This window comes from Pontixanthobacter gangjinensis, from assembly GCF_009827545.1.
In the GTDB taxonomy this organism is placed as follows: domain Bacteria; phylum Pseudomonadota; class Alphaproteobacteria; order Sphingomonadales; family Sphingomonadaceae; genus Pontixanthobacter; species Pontixanthobacter gangjinensis.
In genome coordinates, this window is the sequence record NZ_WTYS01000001.1 from 2,853,164 (window position 1) to 2,872,693 (window position 19,530).

At 55.0% G+C, this 19,530-nt stretch carries 14 protein-coding genes; 6 read left to right on the forward strand and 8 right to left on the reverse strand.

Going from position 1 to position 19,530, the window contains the following annotated elements:
* Positions 1 to 16 precede the first annotated feature (16 nt).
* A complete protein-coding gene (locus GRI36_RS13540; RefSeq protein WP_160598926.1) occupies positions 17 to 1,771 on the forward strand; it encodes a fatty acyl-AMP ligase in 1,755 nt (584 codons plus the stop codon).
* 16 nt (positions 1,772 to 1,787) lie between these two features.
* Here the strand turns inward: GRI36_RS13540 and GRI36_RS13545 are convergent, their stop codons facing one another.
* Entirely contained in the window at positions 1,788 to 3,305 is a 1,518-nt protein-coding gene (locus GRI36_RS13545) for a DUF389 domain-containing protein (protein WP_235902292.1), read from the reverse strand.
* A 191-nt stretch (positions 3,306 to 3,496) separates the two neighbouring features.
* Between GRI36_RS13545 and GRI36_RS13550 the strand changes: the two genes are divergently transcribed.
* From GRI36_RS13550 to GRI36_RS13560, 3 genes are read left to right on the forward strand one after another with little or no spacing between them, the layout of a single operon-like run.
* Positions 3,497 to 4,705 carry a toxic anion resistance protein gene (locus GRI36_RS13550; protein WP_160598928.1) on the forward strand — a complete coding sequence of 403 codons (1,209 nt, stop codon included), beginning with the start codon at positions 3,497 to 3,499 and terminating at the stop codon, positions 4,703 to 4,705.
* Complete coding sequence (locus GRI36_RS13555) at positions 4,705 to 5,454, forward strand: hypothetical protein (protein ID WP_160598929.1); 750 nt, start codon at positions 4,705 to 4,707, stop codon at positions 5,452 to 5,454. Before GRI36_RS13550 ends, GRI36_RS13555 begins: the two co-directional genes overlap by 1 nt.
* Positions 5,454 to 5,765, forward strand: a complete 312-nt coding sequence (locus GRI36_RS13560) for a polyhydroxyalkanoic acid system family protein (RefSeq protein ID WP_160598930.1) — start codon at positions 5,454 to 5,456, stop codon at positions 5,763 to 5,765. Before GRI36_RS13555 ends, GRI36_RS13560 begins: the two co-directional genes overlap by 1 nt.
* A gap of 7 nt (positions 5,766 to 5,772) precedes the next feature.
* On the opposite strand, the gene GRI36_RS13565 is transcribed toward GRI36_RS13560, so the two are convergent.
* The 3 genes from GRI36_RS13565 to GRI36_RS13575 all read right to left on the reverse strand — a co-directional run bounded on the left by GRI36_RS13565 (position 5,773) and on the right by GRI36_RS13575 (position 8,109).
* Entirely contained in the window at positions 5,773 to 6,213 is a 441-nt protein-coding gene (locus GRI36_RS13565) for a DUF2721 domain-containing protein (protein WP_160598931.1), read from the reverse strand.
* An 84-nt stretch (positions 6,214 to 6,297) separates the two neighbouring features.
* A complete protein-coding gene (locus tag GRI36_RS13570; protein ID WP_160598932.1) occupies positions 6,298 to 7,326 on the reverse strand; it encodes a mannose-1-phosphate guanylyltransferase in 1,029 nt (342 codons plus the stop codon).
* Between the two features lie 48 nt (positions 7,327 to 7,374).
* Entirely contained in the window at positions 7,375 to 8,109 is a 735-nt protein-coding gene (locus GRI36_RS13575) for an energy transducer TonB (protein WP_235902294.1), read from the reverse strand.
* Between the two features lie 69 nt (positions 8,110 to 8,178).
* On the opposite strand from GRI36_RS13575, the gene GRI36_RS13580 reads away from it, so the two are divergent.
* Positions 8,179 to 11,049 carry an MASE1 domain-containing protein gene (locus GRI36_RS13580; RefSeq protein ID WP_160598933.1) on the forward strand — a complete coding sequence of 957 codons (2,871 nt, stop codon included), beginning with the start codon at positions 8,179 to 8,181 and terminating at the stop codon, positions 11,047 to 11,049.
* Between the two features lie 77 nt (positions 11,050 to 11,126).
* On the opposite strand, the gene GRI36_RS13585 is transcribed toward GRI36_RS13580, so the two are convergent.
* The 3 genes from GRI36_RS13585 to GRI36_RS13595 form a co-directional block, all read right to left on the reverse strand.
* On the reverse strand, positions 11,127 to 14,540 hold the full coding sequence (locus GRI36_RS13585; protein ID WP_160598934.1) for a TonB-dependent receptor: 3,414 nt from the start codon (positions 14,538 to 14,540) through the stop codon (positions 11,127 to 11,129).
* Between the two features lie 244 nt (positions 14,541 to 14,784).
* Positions 14,785 to 15,702 (reverse strand): isopenicillin N synthase family dioxygenase, encoded by a 918-nt coding sequence (locus GRI36_RS13590; RefSeq protein WP_160598935.1) that lies wholly within the window; start codon positions 15,700 to 15,702, stop codon positions 14,785 to 14,787.
* A gap of 29 nt (positions 15,703 to 15,731) precedes the next feature.
* Entirely contained in the window at positions 15,732 to 17,039 is a 1,308-nt protein-coding gene (locus GRI36_RS13595) for a NupC/NupG family nucleoside CNT transporter (protein WP_160598936.1), read from the reverse strand.
* A gap of 130 nt (positions 17,040 to 17,169) precedes the next feature.
* On the opposite strand from GRI36_RS13595, the gene GRI36_RS13600 reads away from it, so the two are divergent.
* Positions 17,170 to 17,853, forward strand: a complete 684-nt coding sequence (locus GRI36_RS13600; RefSeq protein WP_160598937.1) for a queuosine precursor transporter — start codon at positions 17,170 to 17,172, stop codon at positions 17,851 to 17,853.
* On the opposite strand, the gene GRI36_RS13605 is transcribed toward GRI36_RS13600, so the two are convergent.
* Positions 17,854 to 19,515: a cation:proton antiporter domain-containing protein gene (locus tag GRI36_RS13605; RefSeq protein ID WP_160598938.1), complete on the reverse strand. Its 1,662-nt coding sequence runs from the start codon at positions 19,513 to 19,515 to the stop codon at positions 17,854 to 17,856.
* Positions 19,516 to 19,530: the final 15 nt, after the last annotated feature.

Consider the following 19,530-nt stretch of genomic DNA (forward strand, 5'->3'; position numbering starts at 1 on the left):
GGGTACACTTTACCTTATGACCGACGCAGGAATGGCACCTCAGGTGCCAACACCAACGCCGAATGATTGCCCATTGCCAAGGCGCAGATCAAATTTCGCGACCTTCACCGATGCGGTCGATTATGCCGCTGACAGCGCCAAGGGCCTGAATTTTCACGATATGCGCGGCGCTCTGGAGCGGGCCTATACCTTCACCGAAATGCGCAGTGACGCGCTGGAAGCAGCCAAGCGGCTGCGTGCGTCGGGCATTGGTAAAGAAGATCGTGTGGCGATTATCGCAGAAACCTGTGCCGAATTTGCGGCGCTGTTCTGCGGCGCTGTCTATGCCGGCGCCTGGCCGGTCCCGCTCCCGCTGCCAACCGGATTCGGTGGTAAGGAAGGCTATATCGACCAGCTGGTCATCCAATTGGAAAGCTCCGATCCTAAAATTTTGCTCTATCCGGCTGAAATCGCCGAAATGGGCGCAGCTGCCGCATCGCGGCAGGGCTGTGAGGGCGTGGACTGGGATAGTTTCGCCCTGCGCGACGCACCCGATTGCGAATTGGAACCGCCGGAACCAGACGACATTTGCTATCTGCAATATTCCAGTGGATCGACCCGTTTCCCGACCGGCGTTGCGGTCACTCACCGGGCCTTGCTCGACAACCTTGCCGGTCACGCAATCTCAATGGATATTGGCACCAATGACCGTGTGGTTAGCTGGCTGCCATGGTACCATGATATGGGTTTAGTCGGTTGCTTCCTGTCGCTGATCTCCAATCAAGTATCAGTTGATTATATCAAGACAGAACATTTCGCGCGCCGGCCGCTTGCGTGGCTCGATCTGATTAGCCGTAATAAGGGCACAACGCTCAGCTATTCCCCGACATTCGGTTACGACATTTGCGCACGCCGCATTTCAAGCCAGAGCCACGTCGAAGACCGATTCGATCTGTCGCGCTGGCGCACCGCCGGCAACGGCGCGGATATGATCCGGCCCGACGTGATGCAGAATTTCGTAAACGCATTTTCTGGCGCGGGTTTCAAAGCAAACGCTTTCACTCCCAGCTACGGCCTTGCCGAAGCGACTCTGGCGGTTACCGTTATGCCGCCACGCGAAGGCATCAGGGTTGAATTGGTCGAGGAAGAGCGGTTGTCGGGCACGCGCGGCGATCTGTCGCGCCCTGCCCGCTATCGCGCGATCGTCAATTGCGGCAAGCCGATCCCCGGGATGGAGGTCGAAATTCGCGGTGAAGGCAGCGCGGCCAAATCAGACCATCAGATTGGTAAGGTATGGTGCCGTGGCACGTCGGTAATGCATTCCTACTTCCGCAATCAGGAAGCGACCGATGAATGCTTGGTCGGCGGTTGGCTGGATACGGGCGATATGGGATACATGGCCGATGGCTATCTGTTCATTGTCGGACGGGCCAAGGATATGATCATCATCAATGGTAAGAACCATTGGCCTCAAGATATTGAATGGGCTGTCGAGCAATTGCCCGGCTTCAATCATGGTGACATCGCGGCATTCAGCATCGAAACCGAAGGCGGAGAGGAAGCGCCTGCGGTACTGGTCCATTGCCGTGTCATCGATCCCGAAGAGCGATTGAAATTGCACGAAACCATTCGTGACAAAGTCCGCTCTATCACGGGCATGAACTGCGTGGTCGAACTGGTTCCGCCGCGCACTCTTCCCCGGACAAGTTCAGGTAAATTGAGCCGCGCCAAAGCCAAACGGCTTTACCTGTCAGGCGATATCCAGCCGTTCGAATTAATGGTTGCGGCTTAAGGGTAAGTCTCGGCGCTCATGACCCCGGTGCCCCCCAACGGGCGGTAACATTATTGCCGCCCGTCGTGCCGTCCACGACTTGGACATCGGCCAGACCCAATTCGAGCAACAATGTGCGCGTGCGTTTGACTTGCTCGGTTGGACCAGACAGTTTCACCGGCGCGTCAACGCGTTTAGCGGCCCAGGCGATCAGTTTGATTGCAGCTTGCCCAGCCTCGCTAGGTTCACCATCGTCAAACCCTACGCTGGGTAGCGCACGTGGCGGCGGGACCAACTCTATCTTCCATTCAGGTTCTGTCGCCGCGATCCGGCCTTCAAGCTCTGCATAGGCAGCCAAAGTCGCGCCTTCTAAAGCCTTGGCTTTAACCATGGCCCTGCGGTTCTGTCGGTCGACCATGACATCTTTAACCTCCACGCCCGCGACCAATGCCAAACGTTTCGAAAGGTCAGCAGCGCGTTCGGCAGCTGCAGCTTCCTCTGCTGCGCGCGCATTAGCCAGCTGGGCTTCTTCCGCCGCACTCGCACTGGTGCCAACCTGATATTGGGTGATAACAAGATTAACCGGACTACCCAGCCCGCGCGCCAGAGCGCGACTACTGCGCTCTTCTGCATCAGGAATCAGGCGGGGTGTAAATACCGTTGCATCAATAGATATGGGCTCGGCATCCCAATTGATTTCCATCGCCGAAAGCCGCGATTTGGCATCAAAATTATTCATAATCTCGGCGCGGACCTGACGCGCGCCGTTCGCTTCCTGACCGATCTTTATCAATGTCAGACCAAGCGGTACTGCCAGCCCCACAAATGCCACAACAATCACCAGCGTTTGCAACTGCGTCTGCCGGTCCGACAAGGTGGTCCGGAAACCATACAACCTCGCCATCAGCGCCGCTGTCAGCGCGATAGTCATCAGGTTCGTCACATAGAGCAGCAATGCACCGGAAAAGACCGTCCAGTTGAACGTTGCAAGGCCAAAGCCGACCACCGCAAGCGGCGGCATCAAAGCTGTCGCGATAGCCACGCCAACAATCGTGCCCTCACGGCCGCGGATCATCGCGTAAGCGCCGGCTAGCGCGGAGAACAACGCGACCAGTAGATCGAACAAATTGGGCCGCGTCCGTGCCGCAATCTCGGTGGTTATCTCCTTGAGCGGAGACAGAAAGACCACCAGCGCGCATAGACCAACCGCCATCACGGTTCCCCAAGCGAGTGATTTCGCTGATTTTCTCAGCCATTTATAATCGCCGGTCGCCAAGGCAAAGCCCAATCCCATGATTGGATCCATCAGAGGTGAAAGCAACATCGCGCCGATAACCACAGCAGGCGAGGATAGCAGCAATCCGAGAATCGCAATGCCGCCAGACATGGCAGTCATAAACAGATAGCGAGCCGAAAGATTGCATTCCGCGCGCCGTTTCTCGATGACCGCAGACTGATCGACGGTGCCTAACACTGAATCTCGCCACCAAATCCGCCATCCGACAATTGCCCGGGCGAATGAAAGGTCAGTGCTCCCTGGTGCTTCGCTCGCCATGGGCATGCATTCCTTCTTTGATCGTTACCTGGTGCGTGTAGCTGCTACTTCGGATTAACGAAAGCATGGACGGATGAATTGATATCAGGCACAAATCTTGAACTTCGTGTCTTATGACCTTAATACAGTAGAATATTCATTATCGCGTGCCCGCCAAACGGCCGTGAATGTAAAGGAGCCGGCTTCGTCCCATGAGTGCAACCGAGACAAAAACTGCCACTGACCTTGGCCTTGAATTGACAGCGCCCGACCCGGTGCCCGAAATCAAGGCCGCTGATGCAGCTGGGCTGGTTCCAGTATCAGAGGAAATCCAATCTAAACTGGCGACCAAGGTCGATAGTTTTGTGATGGATTTGATCAAGGAAGACGCAAATTCGCCTGAATTCGGTAAAAAGGTGGATCAGCTGACCAGCATGGGACGCAAGGAAATCATGGCCGCGGCTGGCCATTCAAACCGTTTCTTGGACCGCCCAGTTCGGGCGATGGATCAGGATGAAGGCGTCGGTGCCAATTTGGCGGAATTGCGCCGCGTTGTCGAAGACCTTGACCCGGGCAGGCGGGGCAAGCTGAGCGGGCCGCGCAAGATTCTTGGCATCATACCGTTCGGCAACAAGCTGACGAACTATTTCCGCAGCTACCAAAGCGCGCAAACGCATATCCAGGATATCCTCAACAAGCTTGGCAATGGCAAGGACGAGCTACTGATGGATAATGCCGCAATCGATGTCGAACGGCAGAAATTGTGGGAAGCGATGGGCAATCTGGAACAGATGATCCTGATTTCCAAAACGCTCGATGAAAAGCTTGAAGAAAAAGCCGGCGAGCTGGACGCGACCGACCCGCAAAAGGCCAAAGCCGTGCGTGAAACCGCGTTGTTCTATGTCCGCCAGCGCACACAGGATTTGCTGACGCAGATGGCGGTCAGCGTCCAAGGATATCTCGCGCTTGATCTGGTCAAGAAGAACAATGTCGAATTGGTCAAAGGTGTTGACCGGGCCAGCACCACCACCGTCGGCGCGCTGCGCACGGCAGTGACCGTGTCCGAGGCGATGACCAATCAACGGCTTGTCTTGGGCCAGATTACCGCGCTCAATCAGACTACCGCAGGTATCATCGACAGCACATCGACCATGCTGCGCGAACAGACCGGCAAAATTCACGAGCAAGCTGCTGCCTCGACCATCCCGCTGGAAACGCTGCAACGCGCATTCCAGAATATTTATGACACAATGGATGAAGTCGACACCTTCAAATTGCGCGCTCTCGATTCGATGAAGCAAACCGTCGATGCGCTGTCAGGCGAAGTTGAAAAGTCCAAAGGCTACATCGCCCGCGCCGAAGGCCAGAATCAGGCCAGCAAGCAAATTAGCGAATCCAGCTTGCTATCCGTGGAAGGCTGATGAACGATTTGACCACCGACAGTGACCGCGTAATTGAAGAGGCCCGCCGCGTGCGTGACGATAACCGCGAAGGTGGCCGTCATCGCCGCAGCGGATCGATTGGCAAAGGCTCGGCGAAGTTGAAAACCCAGCATGTGGTGGGCAAAATCAAACGCATCGTGCTGGCGGTCGCGGGCATCATTGTGGCCGCAATGGTCGCCGGTTTGGTGATCGACGGCATTGGCTTCACTGGAATAATGGTTACCTTTCTGGCTATCGTGGCAGCAACAGTCGCACTTTCTGCTTACCCTAAAATCAAAGTTCCAAAACGGGCTGATTTGACCAAGGGCGATGTCCGTCAGATGGTTGGCAAGACCGAATTATGGCTGGAACATCAACGGCCTGCCTTGCCGCCGCCAGCCGCCAAAATTGTCGAGGATATGGGCGTGCAACTCGACTCGCTTGGACTGCAATTGGAAACGATTGATCAAAACCATCCCGCCGCGCGCGAAATACGCAGTCTGGTGGGTGATGTTCTGCCGCAAACGGTCGATTCCTATCGCAATATCCCGGCGCATCTGCGTAGCGAAAAGCGTGCCGGATCGACACCGGACGAACAATTGACCGACAGCCTCGGCAAAATTAGTAAGGAAATTGACAGCGTGACACGGCAATTGGCGGAAGGATCGCTTGACGATCTGGCAATCAAGACTCGCTATCTCGAATATAAATATGGCGAAAATCACGACACTTCGGGCGAGAAAGCCTGATGCGCGTCGCAATTCCGCATGATTTGCCGCGCGAAGAAGTCCGCAACCGCCTGCGTGATCGCAGCCATGAAATCGCCGACCATATTCCTGGCGGAATGGCCAAGGTCGAAACGAATTGGGCGGGTGAAGATCGGATGGGCATCAATGTCAGCGCAATGGGGCAGGATCTCAAAGGCGTGGTTGATATCGAGGACGGTCAGCTGGTATTTCAAATCGCCCTGCCAATGGCGCTCAGCTTTGTGGAGCCAATAATCAAGAATGCGATCAAGCAGCAAGGCCAGAAAATGCTCGCACCGCCTTCTGACGGTTAATTCGCTGCTATAATCGGCGGTCGAGCTCCAGATAGGTTGCCGGAATTCTAAGCGAGGCGGACGCTTCGCGGGTTTCCATCAAGAACAGAACCAGCCCGACCAGCAGCAACGCTACCGACAGGATGAATACACCTGCGACGACTTGCTCCAGATCGGTGCCGGTGAAACCTTGCAGAAACAAAATGACTACGGTCGCTCCTATACTGAGGCCGCTCAAGACCAACATCAGGATTGCTCTGCCGGTCAATTCAATCCGCTTATCTATAACCCGCATTTCACACACGATCATGTCATGTTCGGGCCCCGATGTTTCACCATGTCGCTTTTGCAGATCACGTGAACGATCGACCACACGCCCCAGACGTGTAGTCAGGAAATTCAGGATACTCGCTATCGCAACCAAGACGAATACGGGCGTCAGCGCGGTCTGAATTGTCTCTGCGATCATAGCGACGTACTTTTCATTGTGAGTCCGAATAGTACATCTAGTGCAATCGGCCTACTGCACAAATGTCCTGCGGAGAAACCCAGACTATTGCGATTTAGCGCCTTCGAGAGTGCCTGTTTTCTGTGCTCCGGCGCTACTGGTTACCAAAACCTCGTCGCCATCGACGATGATGATAATGTCTTCCAACCCGATTGCCGACACGCGCGGGCCGTTACTTTCCACCAGCACATTGCGGCAGTCCACCAATTCGGCTTTCCCGGTCACGCTGTTGCCATCGGCATCGCGCGCCCTCGCATCGCGCAAAGCTTCCCAATTGCCGATGTCGGACCAACCCATATTGACCGGCACCATGGCGGCACGGTCGGTTCCCTCCATCACAGCGTAGTCAATGGATTCACCTTTGATTCGTGAGAATGGCTCTGGCGCCGGGTAGAATGATCGTCCTTGTAATGAACCAGCTTCGACTGCCGCACGTAAATCAGCCATCATTTCAGGCCGGAAGCGCGTGAGTTCGTCTAGAAATGCGCCAGCACGCAGCGCGAAGATGCCGCCGTTCCAACTGTATCCGCCGCTGTCCAGAAAGGATTGGGCGGTCGCCAGATCGGGCTTTTCAACGAAATTGGCAATTTGGAAGCCTGATCCCAGCGGTTCCGCTTGCTTGATATAACCATAGCCGGTTTCGGGCTTCGTGGCCTCTATGCCGAACGCAACCAACCAATCTTGATCGGCAAGCGCAGCGGCGGATTCGGCAGCGGCCCGAAATGCAACCTCATCATCAATATGGTGATCGCTGGGGCAAACCAGCATGACCGCATCAGCATTCATCCTCAATGCTGCCAGGGCGATTGCCGGCGCGGTGTTCTTGCCCTCCGGCTCAACGATGATGGTGGCACCTTCACGGCCCCCCAATTGCGCTTCGACATGCTCCAAATGGGCGGCACCAGTGACAATGCAGGGCGGCGCGAAGAGATGCGTATTGCTGCACCGCTCCAGCGTTGCTTCAAACAGGCTGCTGCTGCCGACAAGCGGCAAGAACGGCTTGGGCTTTGCAGCCCTGCTGCGCGGCCACAGACGAGAGCCAATGCCCCCGCACAAGATTACCGGATGGATCATATTTGCTGCATCACGCTCCAAATCATTCGAGCCACTCCCTACTCGCAATCAATTGAAGAAGTCTTGTTTCCAGCCAAAAACTGACTCAATCGCGTCGCCGTTGCGATTGGTTGCAGGTTTGAACCGGAAACGTTGCATGGCCAGTTCGCAAGTCCGGACATTTGTTTCCGGGAATGGACCGGGCCGAAACACACGGCAGGATTTTGGCACACCGTCGGTTCCGACTGTGATCGCAATGCTGACCGAAGTGCCCACACGCGCTTTGCGTCCACCTTCGGGAATGGGATAGTCTGACGCCCTGCTGATATCTCCAGAAATTTTTTCAGCCTTGGTTGCTGCTCCGCTGCCCATCCCGTCACCACCACGCCCGCTGCCAGTGCCATCGCCGCTACCCGCCCCGCCTGAGCCCTCACCTTGGTCTTTGGCACCCGAGGTGTTCGCTTTTCCAGTAGAAGTAGCTTTGGGCATCGGCTTATCACGTTTAATAATCGTCTCGGGTGCGGACGTTGGCTTGGGTACCGCCTTCTTGCCCTCTTCTCCCGAAGCGCCTTCATCGGGAACCGGCTCATTCACCGGAGGCTCTTCTTCAGGTGTGGTAATTGTCACTTCGAAAACGGAGACAACGCTACGCTCGACCGATTCCATCGCACCGGGCGCGAAAGCCCTTGCCAAGCCATAAATTGCCAGAATATGCAGCAAGACAATCAGAATGATCGTGCTGGCTTTCGGCTTGCGCTTAATGTTGGAAAACCTGGTTGTATCCGCCATCTCAACTCTACGCATTCTTCCCTAGCCGGCCTGCTCCAATTCACTGACCATCGCTACCTATAGCGCATTGTCAGGAGGCTGGCGATGGCAATTGGATTGGGTATTGGCGTAGAAACGCAGTCAAAACTGATGGGCACCACTGCTTTCCAGCCGGCCAAACTGGCTGCGAGTTTTACGCGCTATTTGATCGCTGCCATATTGTTTGGCGTAATTGCTTTCGCCGCGATCGAACTCACTCGCGGCAATGGCCGGATTGCGATGGTCTGGATTCCCAACGCGATTGCAGTGGCGATCTTATTGCGGTGGAAAGTCCGCCACGAAGCCGTTTTTCTTCTAATGATGTGGGCAGGAAATGTTTCCGCAAACCTCCTTGCGGGGGATGCGCCAGAAATCGCTGCAGCACTTGCCTTCTGCAATGCGATTGAGATCTCGGTAGCACTCGCGCTCACCCGGCGATTCACCGGCAGGCATCCCGACATGCGGCGCATTGATGATTTGATGCAATTCGTGTTTTTCGCCGGAATCTGCGCGCCTGCAGTCGCTGCAACGCTGGCCATGCTGGTGCTGGATATGGCCGGCATTCCGCTTGCTCCGGCCTGGCTCAAATGGCTCGTCACCGATGGCCTTGGCATGATCCTGATAGCACCAAGCCTTCTCATTTTCATCGATGCCGCGCGCGCGCCGCGCCGTCTGACCAAGTTGGAACTGGTTGAATGGCCGGTGATATTTGCCTGTAGTTCGGCCGTAACTATCGTCGTCTTCAGCCAGACCCAATTTCCTTTGCTCTTCCTCATTCCGCTGGTGGTTCTGGTCCACGCATTTCGAATGGGCAGCCTTGGGACTGCGCTTGCGATCTTGAAAATCGGATTTATCGCAACTTTCCTGACTTGGATGGAGAGTGGACCGATCCATCTATCGGACCACTCACAAGACGCGCAATTGATGGTGCTCCAAGCTTTCCTGGCAACTGCCTTCATCATCGGCCTGCCTATAGCTGCCATCTTGAACAAGCAGCGCAGCATGATCGACAATTTGGAGGATCGCGAAGCTCGCCTGAGCCTGCTGGCAGACAATATGTCTGACGCAGTAATGCGCTATAATATGCAAGGTGAATGCACCTTCGCCTCTGCATCGGTGGCCGATGTTCTAGGCCGGCCTGTGCATGAATTCTTGGGTCGCAGGCCAACCGATAACATTCATCCCGATGAAATGGAGACAATCCCCGCAATCCAGATGCGGTTGCTTAAGGGAGAGAGCGATAAGGAGCGTTTTACTTACCGCAGGTTGCTAGACGACGCAGAGGGGCGCCCCGCTTTCATCGAGGCCGATTGCGTTCTGGTCCGCGATGCAGTGAGCAACGAAGCACAAACGATAATCGTTTCCTGCCGCGACGTCTCTGACAGGATCAGGCTTGAGAAAAAACTGGTGCGCGCACGGCGCCACGCTGAAAATGCTGCTTCCGCAAAATCACAATTCCTAGCCAATATGAGCCATGAAATCCGCACACCGATGAATGGTGTTTTGGGGTTTGTAGAATTGCTGCTGCAGGCGGATTTACCCGAAGAGCAACGCCGTCACGCAAAATTGATTCAGGACTCGGGCAACAGCATGATGAGCCTGCTCAACGATATCCTCGATATAAGCAAAATTGAGGCCGGACAGGTTAAATTGCATCCGGAGCCGGTTGAGGTTCGTGACTGTATCATGTCCTGCCTATCACTTTACGCAGCCAATGCAGTGCAGAAGAACATTACTTTGCAGGCCATAGTCGCGGACGATTTGCCCGCGCAGATTACCACCGATGGATTGAGGTTACGCCAGATTATCCTCAACTTGCTCGGTAACGCCGTAAAATTCGCCAATGAAGGTGATATCTATGTAGAGGCGAAATGTGACCGAGATGATTTGGTTGTTGCCGTGACCGACAATGGTATCGGGATCGAGAAACAGCGCCTCGATGCAATTTTTCGCCCATTCGAACAAGGCGATACATCGACTTCGCGCAAATATGGCGGAACGGGACTTGGTTTGCCTATTAGCCGCAATTTGGCCGAATTGCTCGGCGGCTCGCTGAGTGCAACCAGCACATTGGGGCAAGGCTCCAAATTCGAACTGCGTATTCCGTTGAAGATTTCGGATGGCCACGCAAGTGTCGTGCAAGAACCAGAATTGGCCGCAACCACCGAACTGCTTGCAGGATCTCGCATCCTGCTCGCCGAAGATCATGACATAAACCAAATTTTGGTGATGGCGATGCTTGAACGCTGCGATCAAGACGTCGAGCTGGCCGAAGATGGACAGAAGGCAGTTACCGCCGTGATGACGGCCAAAGCGCAAGGCCGCCCGTTTCATCTGGTGCTAATGGATATCCAAATGCCGGAATGCGACGGCTACACCGCCACAAAAACCATCCGCGAACTAGGCATCAGTGCCGATGATCTGCCGATTGTCGCGCTCACCGCCAATGCCTTTGCTGACGATCGGGAGGCCGCGATACAATCGGGTATGCAAGGCCATCTGTCCAAGCCGCTAAAGTTCGAACTGTTAGAAAACACCTTACGCCAATGGCTGCCAACCAAGCCAATTCCACCCGAGATTGCCCCGCAACCAATGACCCAATCCGGAATACTCGAGCCCCAGCCAGTGGAACCCGAGCCAGTGGAACCCGAAGCAGTTGGTCCCGAAGTCGGAAAAGTCACTTCCATGGAAAAACTTTGGCAGGCCCGTAGGAGTGAGGCTCTAGCCGCCGTGTCACAGGCCATCAGAAGCGGGATGAACGGCGACGCGTCGCTCGAAGAGCTGGCGCGCACAGTTCACAAGCTAGCAGGCACAGCAGGCATGTTTGGCGAAGAGGAGTTGGGCATAAAAGCAAGCGCCTTGGAACGAGGCCTGAAAGCCGATTTGCCAAATACCGAGCGGCTCAGGTTGGCCGAAGCACTGCTGAACGCAGCCTAAAACGCCCAGTCTCCAAAAGAAGACGGCGGCCCCTTTGCAGGAGCCGCCGCCTTTCTTCTGGTACATGAACTTACGAATTAGAATTCGTAACGAACACCAACTTGGATACGCCAGATCGACGAAGTGGTGCCGATGTTCAAACGGTCATCAGGGTTGAAGCCCGAAATCCGGTAACGCCCTTGGCTGTCAACGCTGCCGTCAACCACATCAACCAAACCACCACGGAAGCGCGAAATATTTGCACCATCGTCGATGAAGTTCAGGAAATTGTCGAAGTCGGCAAACAGTTCAATCTTGTCGTCCGAAATACCAGTCAAGCTGCCGATGAATGGCAGTTCTTGGCTGAAGCGTAGATCAAGATCGTATGACCATGGGTTGCGGCAAGTGTTACGAGCAATGGTTTCACCAGCAGTGAATTTACAGCCCGATGCGCCAACATAGTCGATCAAAGACTGAACCGCAGCGGCATCAGAAGTTGGGTCGAGGTTTGGATCGCTGATGCCTGTCGGGATGTAGAGCAACGCGTTGTCGCTGCCCGACGAGCTGTCGTTGAACACGCCGCCGCCATCGAAGGTCAGGCTGTATGGACGGCCTTCACGTGCGCGGAAGAAGATGCCCAGGCGGGTTCCGTAATCACCGAAGAACTCTTCCTTGAAGCTAACCGCAGCAGTGAAGTTGTGGCGAGTTTCAAAGTTGGAAGTCGATACAGCCGGGTTTTGACGGTCAAACGCTGCTGTCCGGTCGAAGCTCGACGTTGCAGTGGAAGAACCGTTATCCCGGTTGTTGTCTGAATCGGTGAAGGCATAACCAAAGCGAAGGTTCACGCTGCCGCCATCGGTGAAGATACCGCTGCGGAAACGCTTCGAGAGCAACAGCGACGCAATGTGGCTGTCATAGCTCGGACCGTTGGTCAGCTGGATTTCATCATCACGGCGAGTGTTGAAGCAAGCTGCCGAAACATTGGTGTATGTCGGCGGTGTGCCGCCTGTTCCCTGCAAAGTTGCGTCGCAGCCGGTGTTGCTTGGGTCAATCGCACGATAGATCGGACGACCGTCAACCGTGAAGCCGTTAAGGCCGCGGCTTGGATCGGGAACCTGCGAAAGATCGACAAAGTTCAGCGTGTCATTGAACCGACTAAAGATATAGTCAGCATTCAATTTCCAACCACTGAAGATGCCGGTTTCCGTTCCGAAATCGGTCGAGAAGCCAAGGTTCGCACGGGTAACCGACGGAGCCGTGAAGTTCGGATCAGTCGATTGCGTGTCAGCACGACCCGCAGCTGCAGTTGCCGAGCCCGAGTCAGCAACACATTGCGGGAAGCCGGTGAAGTTACCGCCAGCATCCAAAACATTGGTCGGTGTGGTTCCGCAGAATACCGAAGTTCCCAGAGCGCTCGAGAAACCATTGTTCGAGAAGGCGTTGGAGAAGTAGACGACCGGATCACCACCAGAGAAGATGCCGACGCCGCCAGTAACCCGTGAATTGCTGAAGAAGCCGCTATTGTCGAGCTCATAAGTAGCCGAGAAACGTGGCAGGATCAGCGGATCAAGCTTGCTGAAGCCGTTGGCATTGGTGAAGCCATAACGGTTGAAGAAGTTCGGGTTGACGCGCGGTGCGTCACCATCGAACCACTGAACACGCAGGCCTGCGGTAATCGCGAGTTGGTCAGTCGCCTGCCATTCGTCTTGAGCATAGACCGAGTAGATCTGACGCTTGAAGGTTGCAGCTGCTTCATTGATGTCACCGCTCGGTGTGGCATTGATATCCGCACCATAGGCAGCGCCCGACACAACTTCGTCCGCATCAGGGAAGAAAGTGAAGCCTTGCGACAGGATACCGTTTTCGAAATCATCGAGGTTCGAAAAGTAGAGTGAACCCGTCGCATTGATAGCGAACAGGTTGTAAACTTCCAGTGAGTTGATTTCGGCACCAATTTTGAACTGGTGATCGCCGCCATCAATGTTCATCTGGAACTTGGCTTGATCGACTTGGCTTTCCAAAGCGTTGGCCGAGCGGAAGATGCCCGGGCCAGTGCTCAGAATACCGTTATCGTCATCAGCCGTACCCAAGATACCATCTGTTCCGGGTTGGCTTACGCCCACAACCAAACGCGTTGTAGGATTGTCGGATTGCGCTTCACCAAAGCCAACTGGGCCTTGAACGTCTGAAACTTCCGAGCGGCTCACGCGCAACTCGGTCGAAATCTTATCGCTCCAATCGGAATACAAGCGAACCGAATAGTAATCCGACTGCGTGCCTTCATCTTCAAAGCTGTTCAAGCCAGTAAGGTTGTCACCGCCAAAGTCGGCTTCAACGTTGGTTTCTTTAAGCTTCTGATACGTTGCTTCGAGGCGGTGATCGTCAGTGATGTAGGCATCAAGACGGCCGAAATAACGAACCGAAGATTCAGGAAGCGTTACTGGGTAACCGCCAACATCCTGACCATATACGTTGTTCGCGATTTGCGCGAAGCGATCGAACTGACCTTGGTCAACGAACTCTGCTTCATTGGCAAAGCCTGCGCCGAGTGGACCGAACTCATTGGCGTTGCCAAGATCGGTTTCTTCATAACCAGCGTAGAAGAACAAGCGATCAGGAATGATCGGACCACCAAGGGTCGCACCCCAACGCTTTTCTTCAAATGGCGAAGCGATGTCATCGCGCCCATCGAGCGAATCACCGCGAAGGCTGTCGCTGCGGTATGTGAAGAATGCGCTGCCGTGGAACTTGTTCTCACCCGACTTGGTAACAACATTGACCAAGCAACCAGTGAAGTCGGAATATTCAACGTCAAACGGCGCGAATTCAACTGAAGTTTCGCGGATCACATCGAATGGCAGTGGCAACGCGTTGCGCGCTGCAAATGGCGTGCCGTTCAATCCGAACACGTCCGCCTGGACGATCCCGTCAACAGTGAAAGTGTTCGAACGGTCATTACCGCCAAGGCACGAAATACGGTCGACTTCATTTTCACGCTCAAGGCTGACACGCGGGTCGAGACGGATAATGTCACGAACGTCGCGCGATATGCTTGGGAATGCTTCAAGCGTTTCGGTGCTGAACGCGGTGCCCGGTCCAACAGCGAGCTGCTGCACATTGGCGCGCTCACCGGTAACAACAATGAAATCGCCTTCTGCAGCAGTCGAAGCTGCGAGTTCGAAAGTGAAGTCGGTGTTGCCAGAGACGGTGATGAACTGCCCTTCAACCGACTGCCCTTCATAACCGGCAGCAGTGACTGTGATGGTGTAGGGTCCGCCTGGAACCAGCGACGCAGTACGGAACGAACCGTCGCTGTCTGCTGTCAATGTGCGGGTCTGGCCGGTGCGCGTATCGGTAACGCGAATGGTCGCGCCAGCGAGCGGCATGCCATCAGAATCAGTTACCTGACCTTCAACGCCGGATGTGATGCTTTGTGCGGATGCCGGAGCCGCCACCATTGCGGTTGCAGACAGGCTGACAACGCTGGCAGCCAAGAGATATTTGAGTTTCATGAAAATCAGTCCTTGCGTGACGATCAGGGTAGCTTTGAGAATAGATATGCGCCCGTTAGGTGCGAACCATGCTGTGCAAAAGGTGTTTTTGTGACCAAATCATGACGTATGCTCGGAAACTTATTCACAAGCACTGACAAACACAAAAAAGCCATGTTTTTTAGGCGTTTAATCCTGTTGCTGCAATGCAACACGACTCAACCAATCTGATTCCAGATGTAACCGGTTGCGCTATTGAACCGAATCAGGCCAGGTTAATCTCGCGGAGTCGTTGCAACAGAAACTCGTGACTCGAAATCGGCGGCGGAGCATTTTCATCCACGCATGATGGCAATGTCTCGATCATATAATCAGGCCGGAAATGCAGAAAGAAGGGCATCGAATATCGTGCACGATAGGCTGCCTCACCCTTGGGATTAACCACACGGTGTTTCGTCGAAACCAATCTTCCATTGGTCAGACGGTCGAGCATATCGCCGATATTGACGACCAATGCTCCCTCAGGCGGATCGATTGCGAGCCATTCGCCATCGGCTTTCAGTAACTCAAGTCCGGCCTCTTCTGCTCCCAGCAGCAAAGTTATGGTGTTGATGTCACCATGCGCGGCTGCGCGAATAGCACCTTCCGCTTCGGCACCTTCCAAGGGGGGGTAGCGAAGCAGGCGCATAACGGAATTGCCGTCTTCCACCGTCGCATCGAAGAAATGTTCATCGAGCCCCAAATGAAGGGCGATGGCGCTCAAAACCTTGCGTCCAGCCTCGTCGAATGCGGCATAGAGAGCTTCAAAGGTCTCGCGAAATCCGCTGACTTCAACCGGCCAAATATTGGGAGCCATATATTCTGCCAAAGGATGATCCGCTGGCAAATCACGCCCGACATGCCAGAACTCTTTCAGATCATGCACCGATGCATCCTTGGCTTTTTCTGTCCCGAACGGCGTGTATCCGCGGGCACCCCCGCCACCCGCCAGAATATAGGACCGCTTGGTTTCGTCGGGCAGCGCAAAGAATGCCTTCGACATTTCTTCTGCGCGGGCGATCAGATCGGCTGGAATACCGTGGTCGCGAATTACCGCGAAACCATATTCGGCGAAACTGGTGCCTAGCTCATCGGCCAATTCGGACAGAGGGCGAGCGATAGATACGGATGCTATGTCAGTCATAACGCTATCTTAGGGGATTCGGCCCCATTTTAATATGGCAGAAATAACCCAGCCAATGCCGCACTCATCAAGTTGGCAAGAGAGCCCGCAGCGAGTGCCCTCAGGCCTAGCTTGGCGATTACGGGCCGCTGGTTGGGCGCAAGGCCGCCTGTCACTGCCATCTGGATTGCAATCGAGCTGAAATTGGCAAAACCGCACAATGCAAAGGTGATGATTGCCCGGCTGCGGTCGGTCAGGCCTTGTAGTTGACCAAGTTCGATAAACGCCACGAATTCATTGAGCACAATTTTGGTACCGAACAACCCACCAGCGACCTGCGCTTGATCCCAATCAGCAATACCGATCATATACATGACCGGCGCAAACACCCAACCAAGCACTTGCTGGAATGACAGGTCAGGCATGCCAAACAGGCTGCCGGCCGAACCAAGCAAACCATTGGCCAATGCGACCAGCGCGACAAATGCCAGCACCATCGCACCCACCGCGACCGCCAGCTTTACGCCGGTTTGCGCGCCTTGGGCTGCTGCTTCGATAACGTTGGCAGGTTGCTGGCCCTCTTCGAAAGTCTCAGCAACCTCTACCTCATGCGCCTTGCCGCCTTCGGTGATAGCGGCTGGTCCTTCAGAGCTTATCCGGCTCTTGGGCAAAGTCACATCATCTGTATCATGCGCATCTTCGCCATCGTCAGGCATGATGATTTTGGCCATCAGAATGCCGCCCGGCGCGGACATAAAGGCCGCCGCCAGCAAAAATGGCAGATACTCGCTGCCAAGCAGACCAGCATAGGCAGCCAGAATTGTGCCCGCGACCCCGGCCATCCCGACAGTCATCAGTGTAAACAAGCGCGAGGGTGATAACGCAGCCAGATACGGACGCACCACAAGAGGACTTTCCGACTGGCCGACAAAGATATTGGCCGCAGCACCTAGCGCCTCGACTTTGCTGATGCCCGTAAGCCATCCGATTGCTCCGCCAACCCAGCGCACGACCCGCTGCATGATGCCGAGATAATAGAGTATGGATACCAGCGACGCGAAGAACACGATCACCGGCAGAGCGCCCAAGGCAAATGTATTTGCCAACGGGTTGTCTTGCCCGAACAGGAAGGATGTGCCCGCATCGGCATAGGATAACAACGCGGCCACACCGTCCGACATGGTCTGGATTGCGGCCACACCCCAAGGCGTACGAAGCACGAGAAAGGCAAGTACTGCTTGCAATCCAAAGGCGGCACCGACCACGCGCAGCCGTATTCGCTTTTTGCCGGTTGAAAGCAGAAACGCCGCTGCGAGGATCGCGAGAATGCCGAGAAGGCTGGTCAATACCGGGTGCATAATATCTTTCGGTGCCGATTCTTGAAGATGCCGATGTCGCCTTTTGTGCGCCGCCAGTCAAACCCACTACCCACAGGTCCGGTTAAGCAGGTGGCTTCCCTTTTGCTGTGCGAACCAATAATCGTGCGTGATGGACCAACAAACATCTCCGCCAGCCATTACCCGCGCGCTCCTGTTTATGCTGCTACTATACGGCGGAATGACCGTGGTCGCAGGCGTGCTTGCGTATAAGCAAATCCAGCTTTGGCCCAGCAACCTCGCGGTGGAAGCCGGCATTTTTGCATTTCTGATCTTGGTCGTGATTTCGAGCACAGTTGCACAGCTTTATGGTGACAAGCTTGCGAACCGGATTGTTTGGTGGGGCTTCGTGCCGCTGGGTGTGTCGTCGTTGCTGATGCAATTGGTGCTGGTTCTGCCAGCATCAAGCGAAATGGTTCAATACAGGCCAGACGATCTCGCCGCATTTGAATATGTCCACCAGCAATTGTGGCGCGTATGGCTGGCAGGCCCCGCCGCCTATCTTGTCTCGCTTTTGCTCAATGTCTGGATATTCTCAAAATTACGCGGCTCGGGCGATCAGGGGACCATCAGTTTGATGGTCCGCGGGGCAATCGCCTCTGCCCTAAGCCAAGCAATCGATTCTGTTATATTCATAACCTTGGCGTTCTATGGCGAATTCGACATCACTGAATTACTGCTCGGCCAGATGCTGGCAAAAGTCGTTTTGTCGTTCGTGCTGGTGCCATTCCTGATCATGGGCTTTGTTCAATTTGCGCGCTGGCTTGATGCAAAGCCCGGCGATGCTCTGGATTAATCAGGCTGCCAGCCCGGCCTGATCACCGGCATCCTGTAGGCTCAACAGAGTTAGAACCTCAGCAAATATCGCCTCTGCGCCGCCAGCTTCGGCGATATCAATAAACACCGTCCGGTCGTCTTCGATCTCTGGATATTCAGCCATACCGTGAATGCCGATAATGCGCGTGATTTCAGGCGCGTGGTCACGGATAAGCGGGCCGATTTCCAGCACCCGTTCCATAGATCCTTGCGCGACTACCACGCCTTGGCGCTTGGCAACCCCCAAGGCTTGCCAGCTGCGCGGATCGCCAACTGGCGCAAAGTGGACGGGGTAGCCATCGGCCAACGCCTGTTCGAACCGCTCCCGATCATATTCGATGGCGAGATAATCGATCTCAGCCTCACCCAGCATATCAGCCACTTTGCGGCCTGTTTCGCCAAGAGTGATCAGCAAGATCGGCGCGTTGTCTCCGGCGAGCTTTTCGTCGGTTGGTCCGCGCCGCAGTTTACCCGCTAATTTGCGCCCAATATTGGAAATCGCGGGCGTTAACGCCAAACTGAGCGCGATTGCCGAGACTACTATCGCCAGTGCTTTCGCTCCGAACAAAGCGGCGACCGCTGGCAAAGAAAATAGCACCAGCGCGAATTCGGACCCTTGCCCAAGCAAGAAACCCAATTGAATCGAACCTGGCACCGACCATCGATTAGCCAGCCCGGCAAGGATATTGAACAAACATTTGAGCGCCACCAGCGCCAACGTCGCAGCCAATATCAAATGCCAATCGCCCCGAATAACATCGGGATCAAGCGACAGACCAACGGTCATAAAGAAGAAGCCGAGGAACAGTCCGCGAAACGCCTCGATTTCTGTCTGGACAAGCAAGCGGTAGCGAGAATCTGCCAGCGCCACCCCGCCCAAAAACGCACCGAGTGTTAGGGAAAGACCAATCAAGCCGGTGACCCATCCCGCAGCTAAAGCGAGAAACAAAGCTGTCGCTGTCAGCACTTCGCTGCTGTCGATCCGGGTGACGATCCTGAATAATGGCTCGGTGAGATAGCGCGCGAACAGCACTGCTACCCCGAATGCAGCAATCGCCTTGACCAGCGCAATACCAAGCGAAACACCCAGCGCATCGCCCGTACCCAAGCTGCCTGCGACAACCAGTAGCATAATCGCCGCAATATCCTGAAAGATCAGGATTGATTGCGCCGCGCGTCCGACCGGGCAATCCTCCTGATCGCGCTCCTTAATCACACCGATCACCACTGCTGTCGACGATAGCCCCATGGCAAAGCCGCCCAAAATTGCAGCGACTGGCGGCAAACCCAGCAGCAGACCGAGGCCGGTAAAGCCCCCACCTGCAATCAGCATCTGCAAAGAACCAAAGCCGAATATGTTGGAGGCTTCCTCCCGTATCCGCGCAATCGAGAAATGGAGGCCAAGATTAAATAGCAGGAACATCACGCCTGCCTCGGCGAGCGCCTCAACCACCGACCCTTCGAACATCTCCGCGTAACCGGCAAAGGACAGGCCAAGACCGAGCACGATGTAACCAACAATTGGATTAAGGCGGCATATCTTCGCGCCAAGCGCAGCGATGATGCCAAGCCCCAGCAGGATTATTGCAGGCTGGATGACTTCCAGAACCGAATGCGCGCCAGCGGCTGTTTCTTGAACCATTTTGCTTTCAAAGCT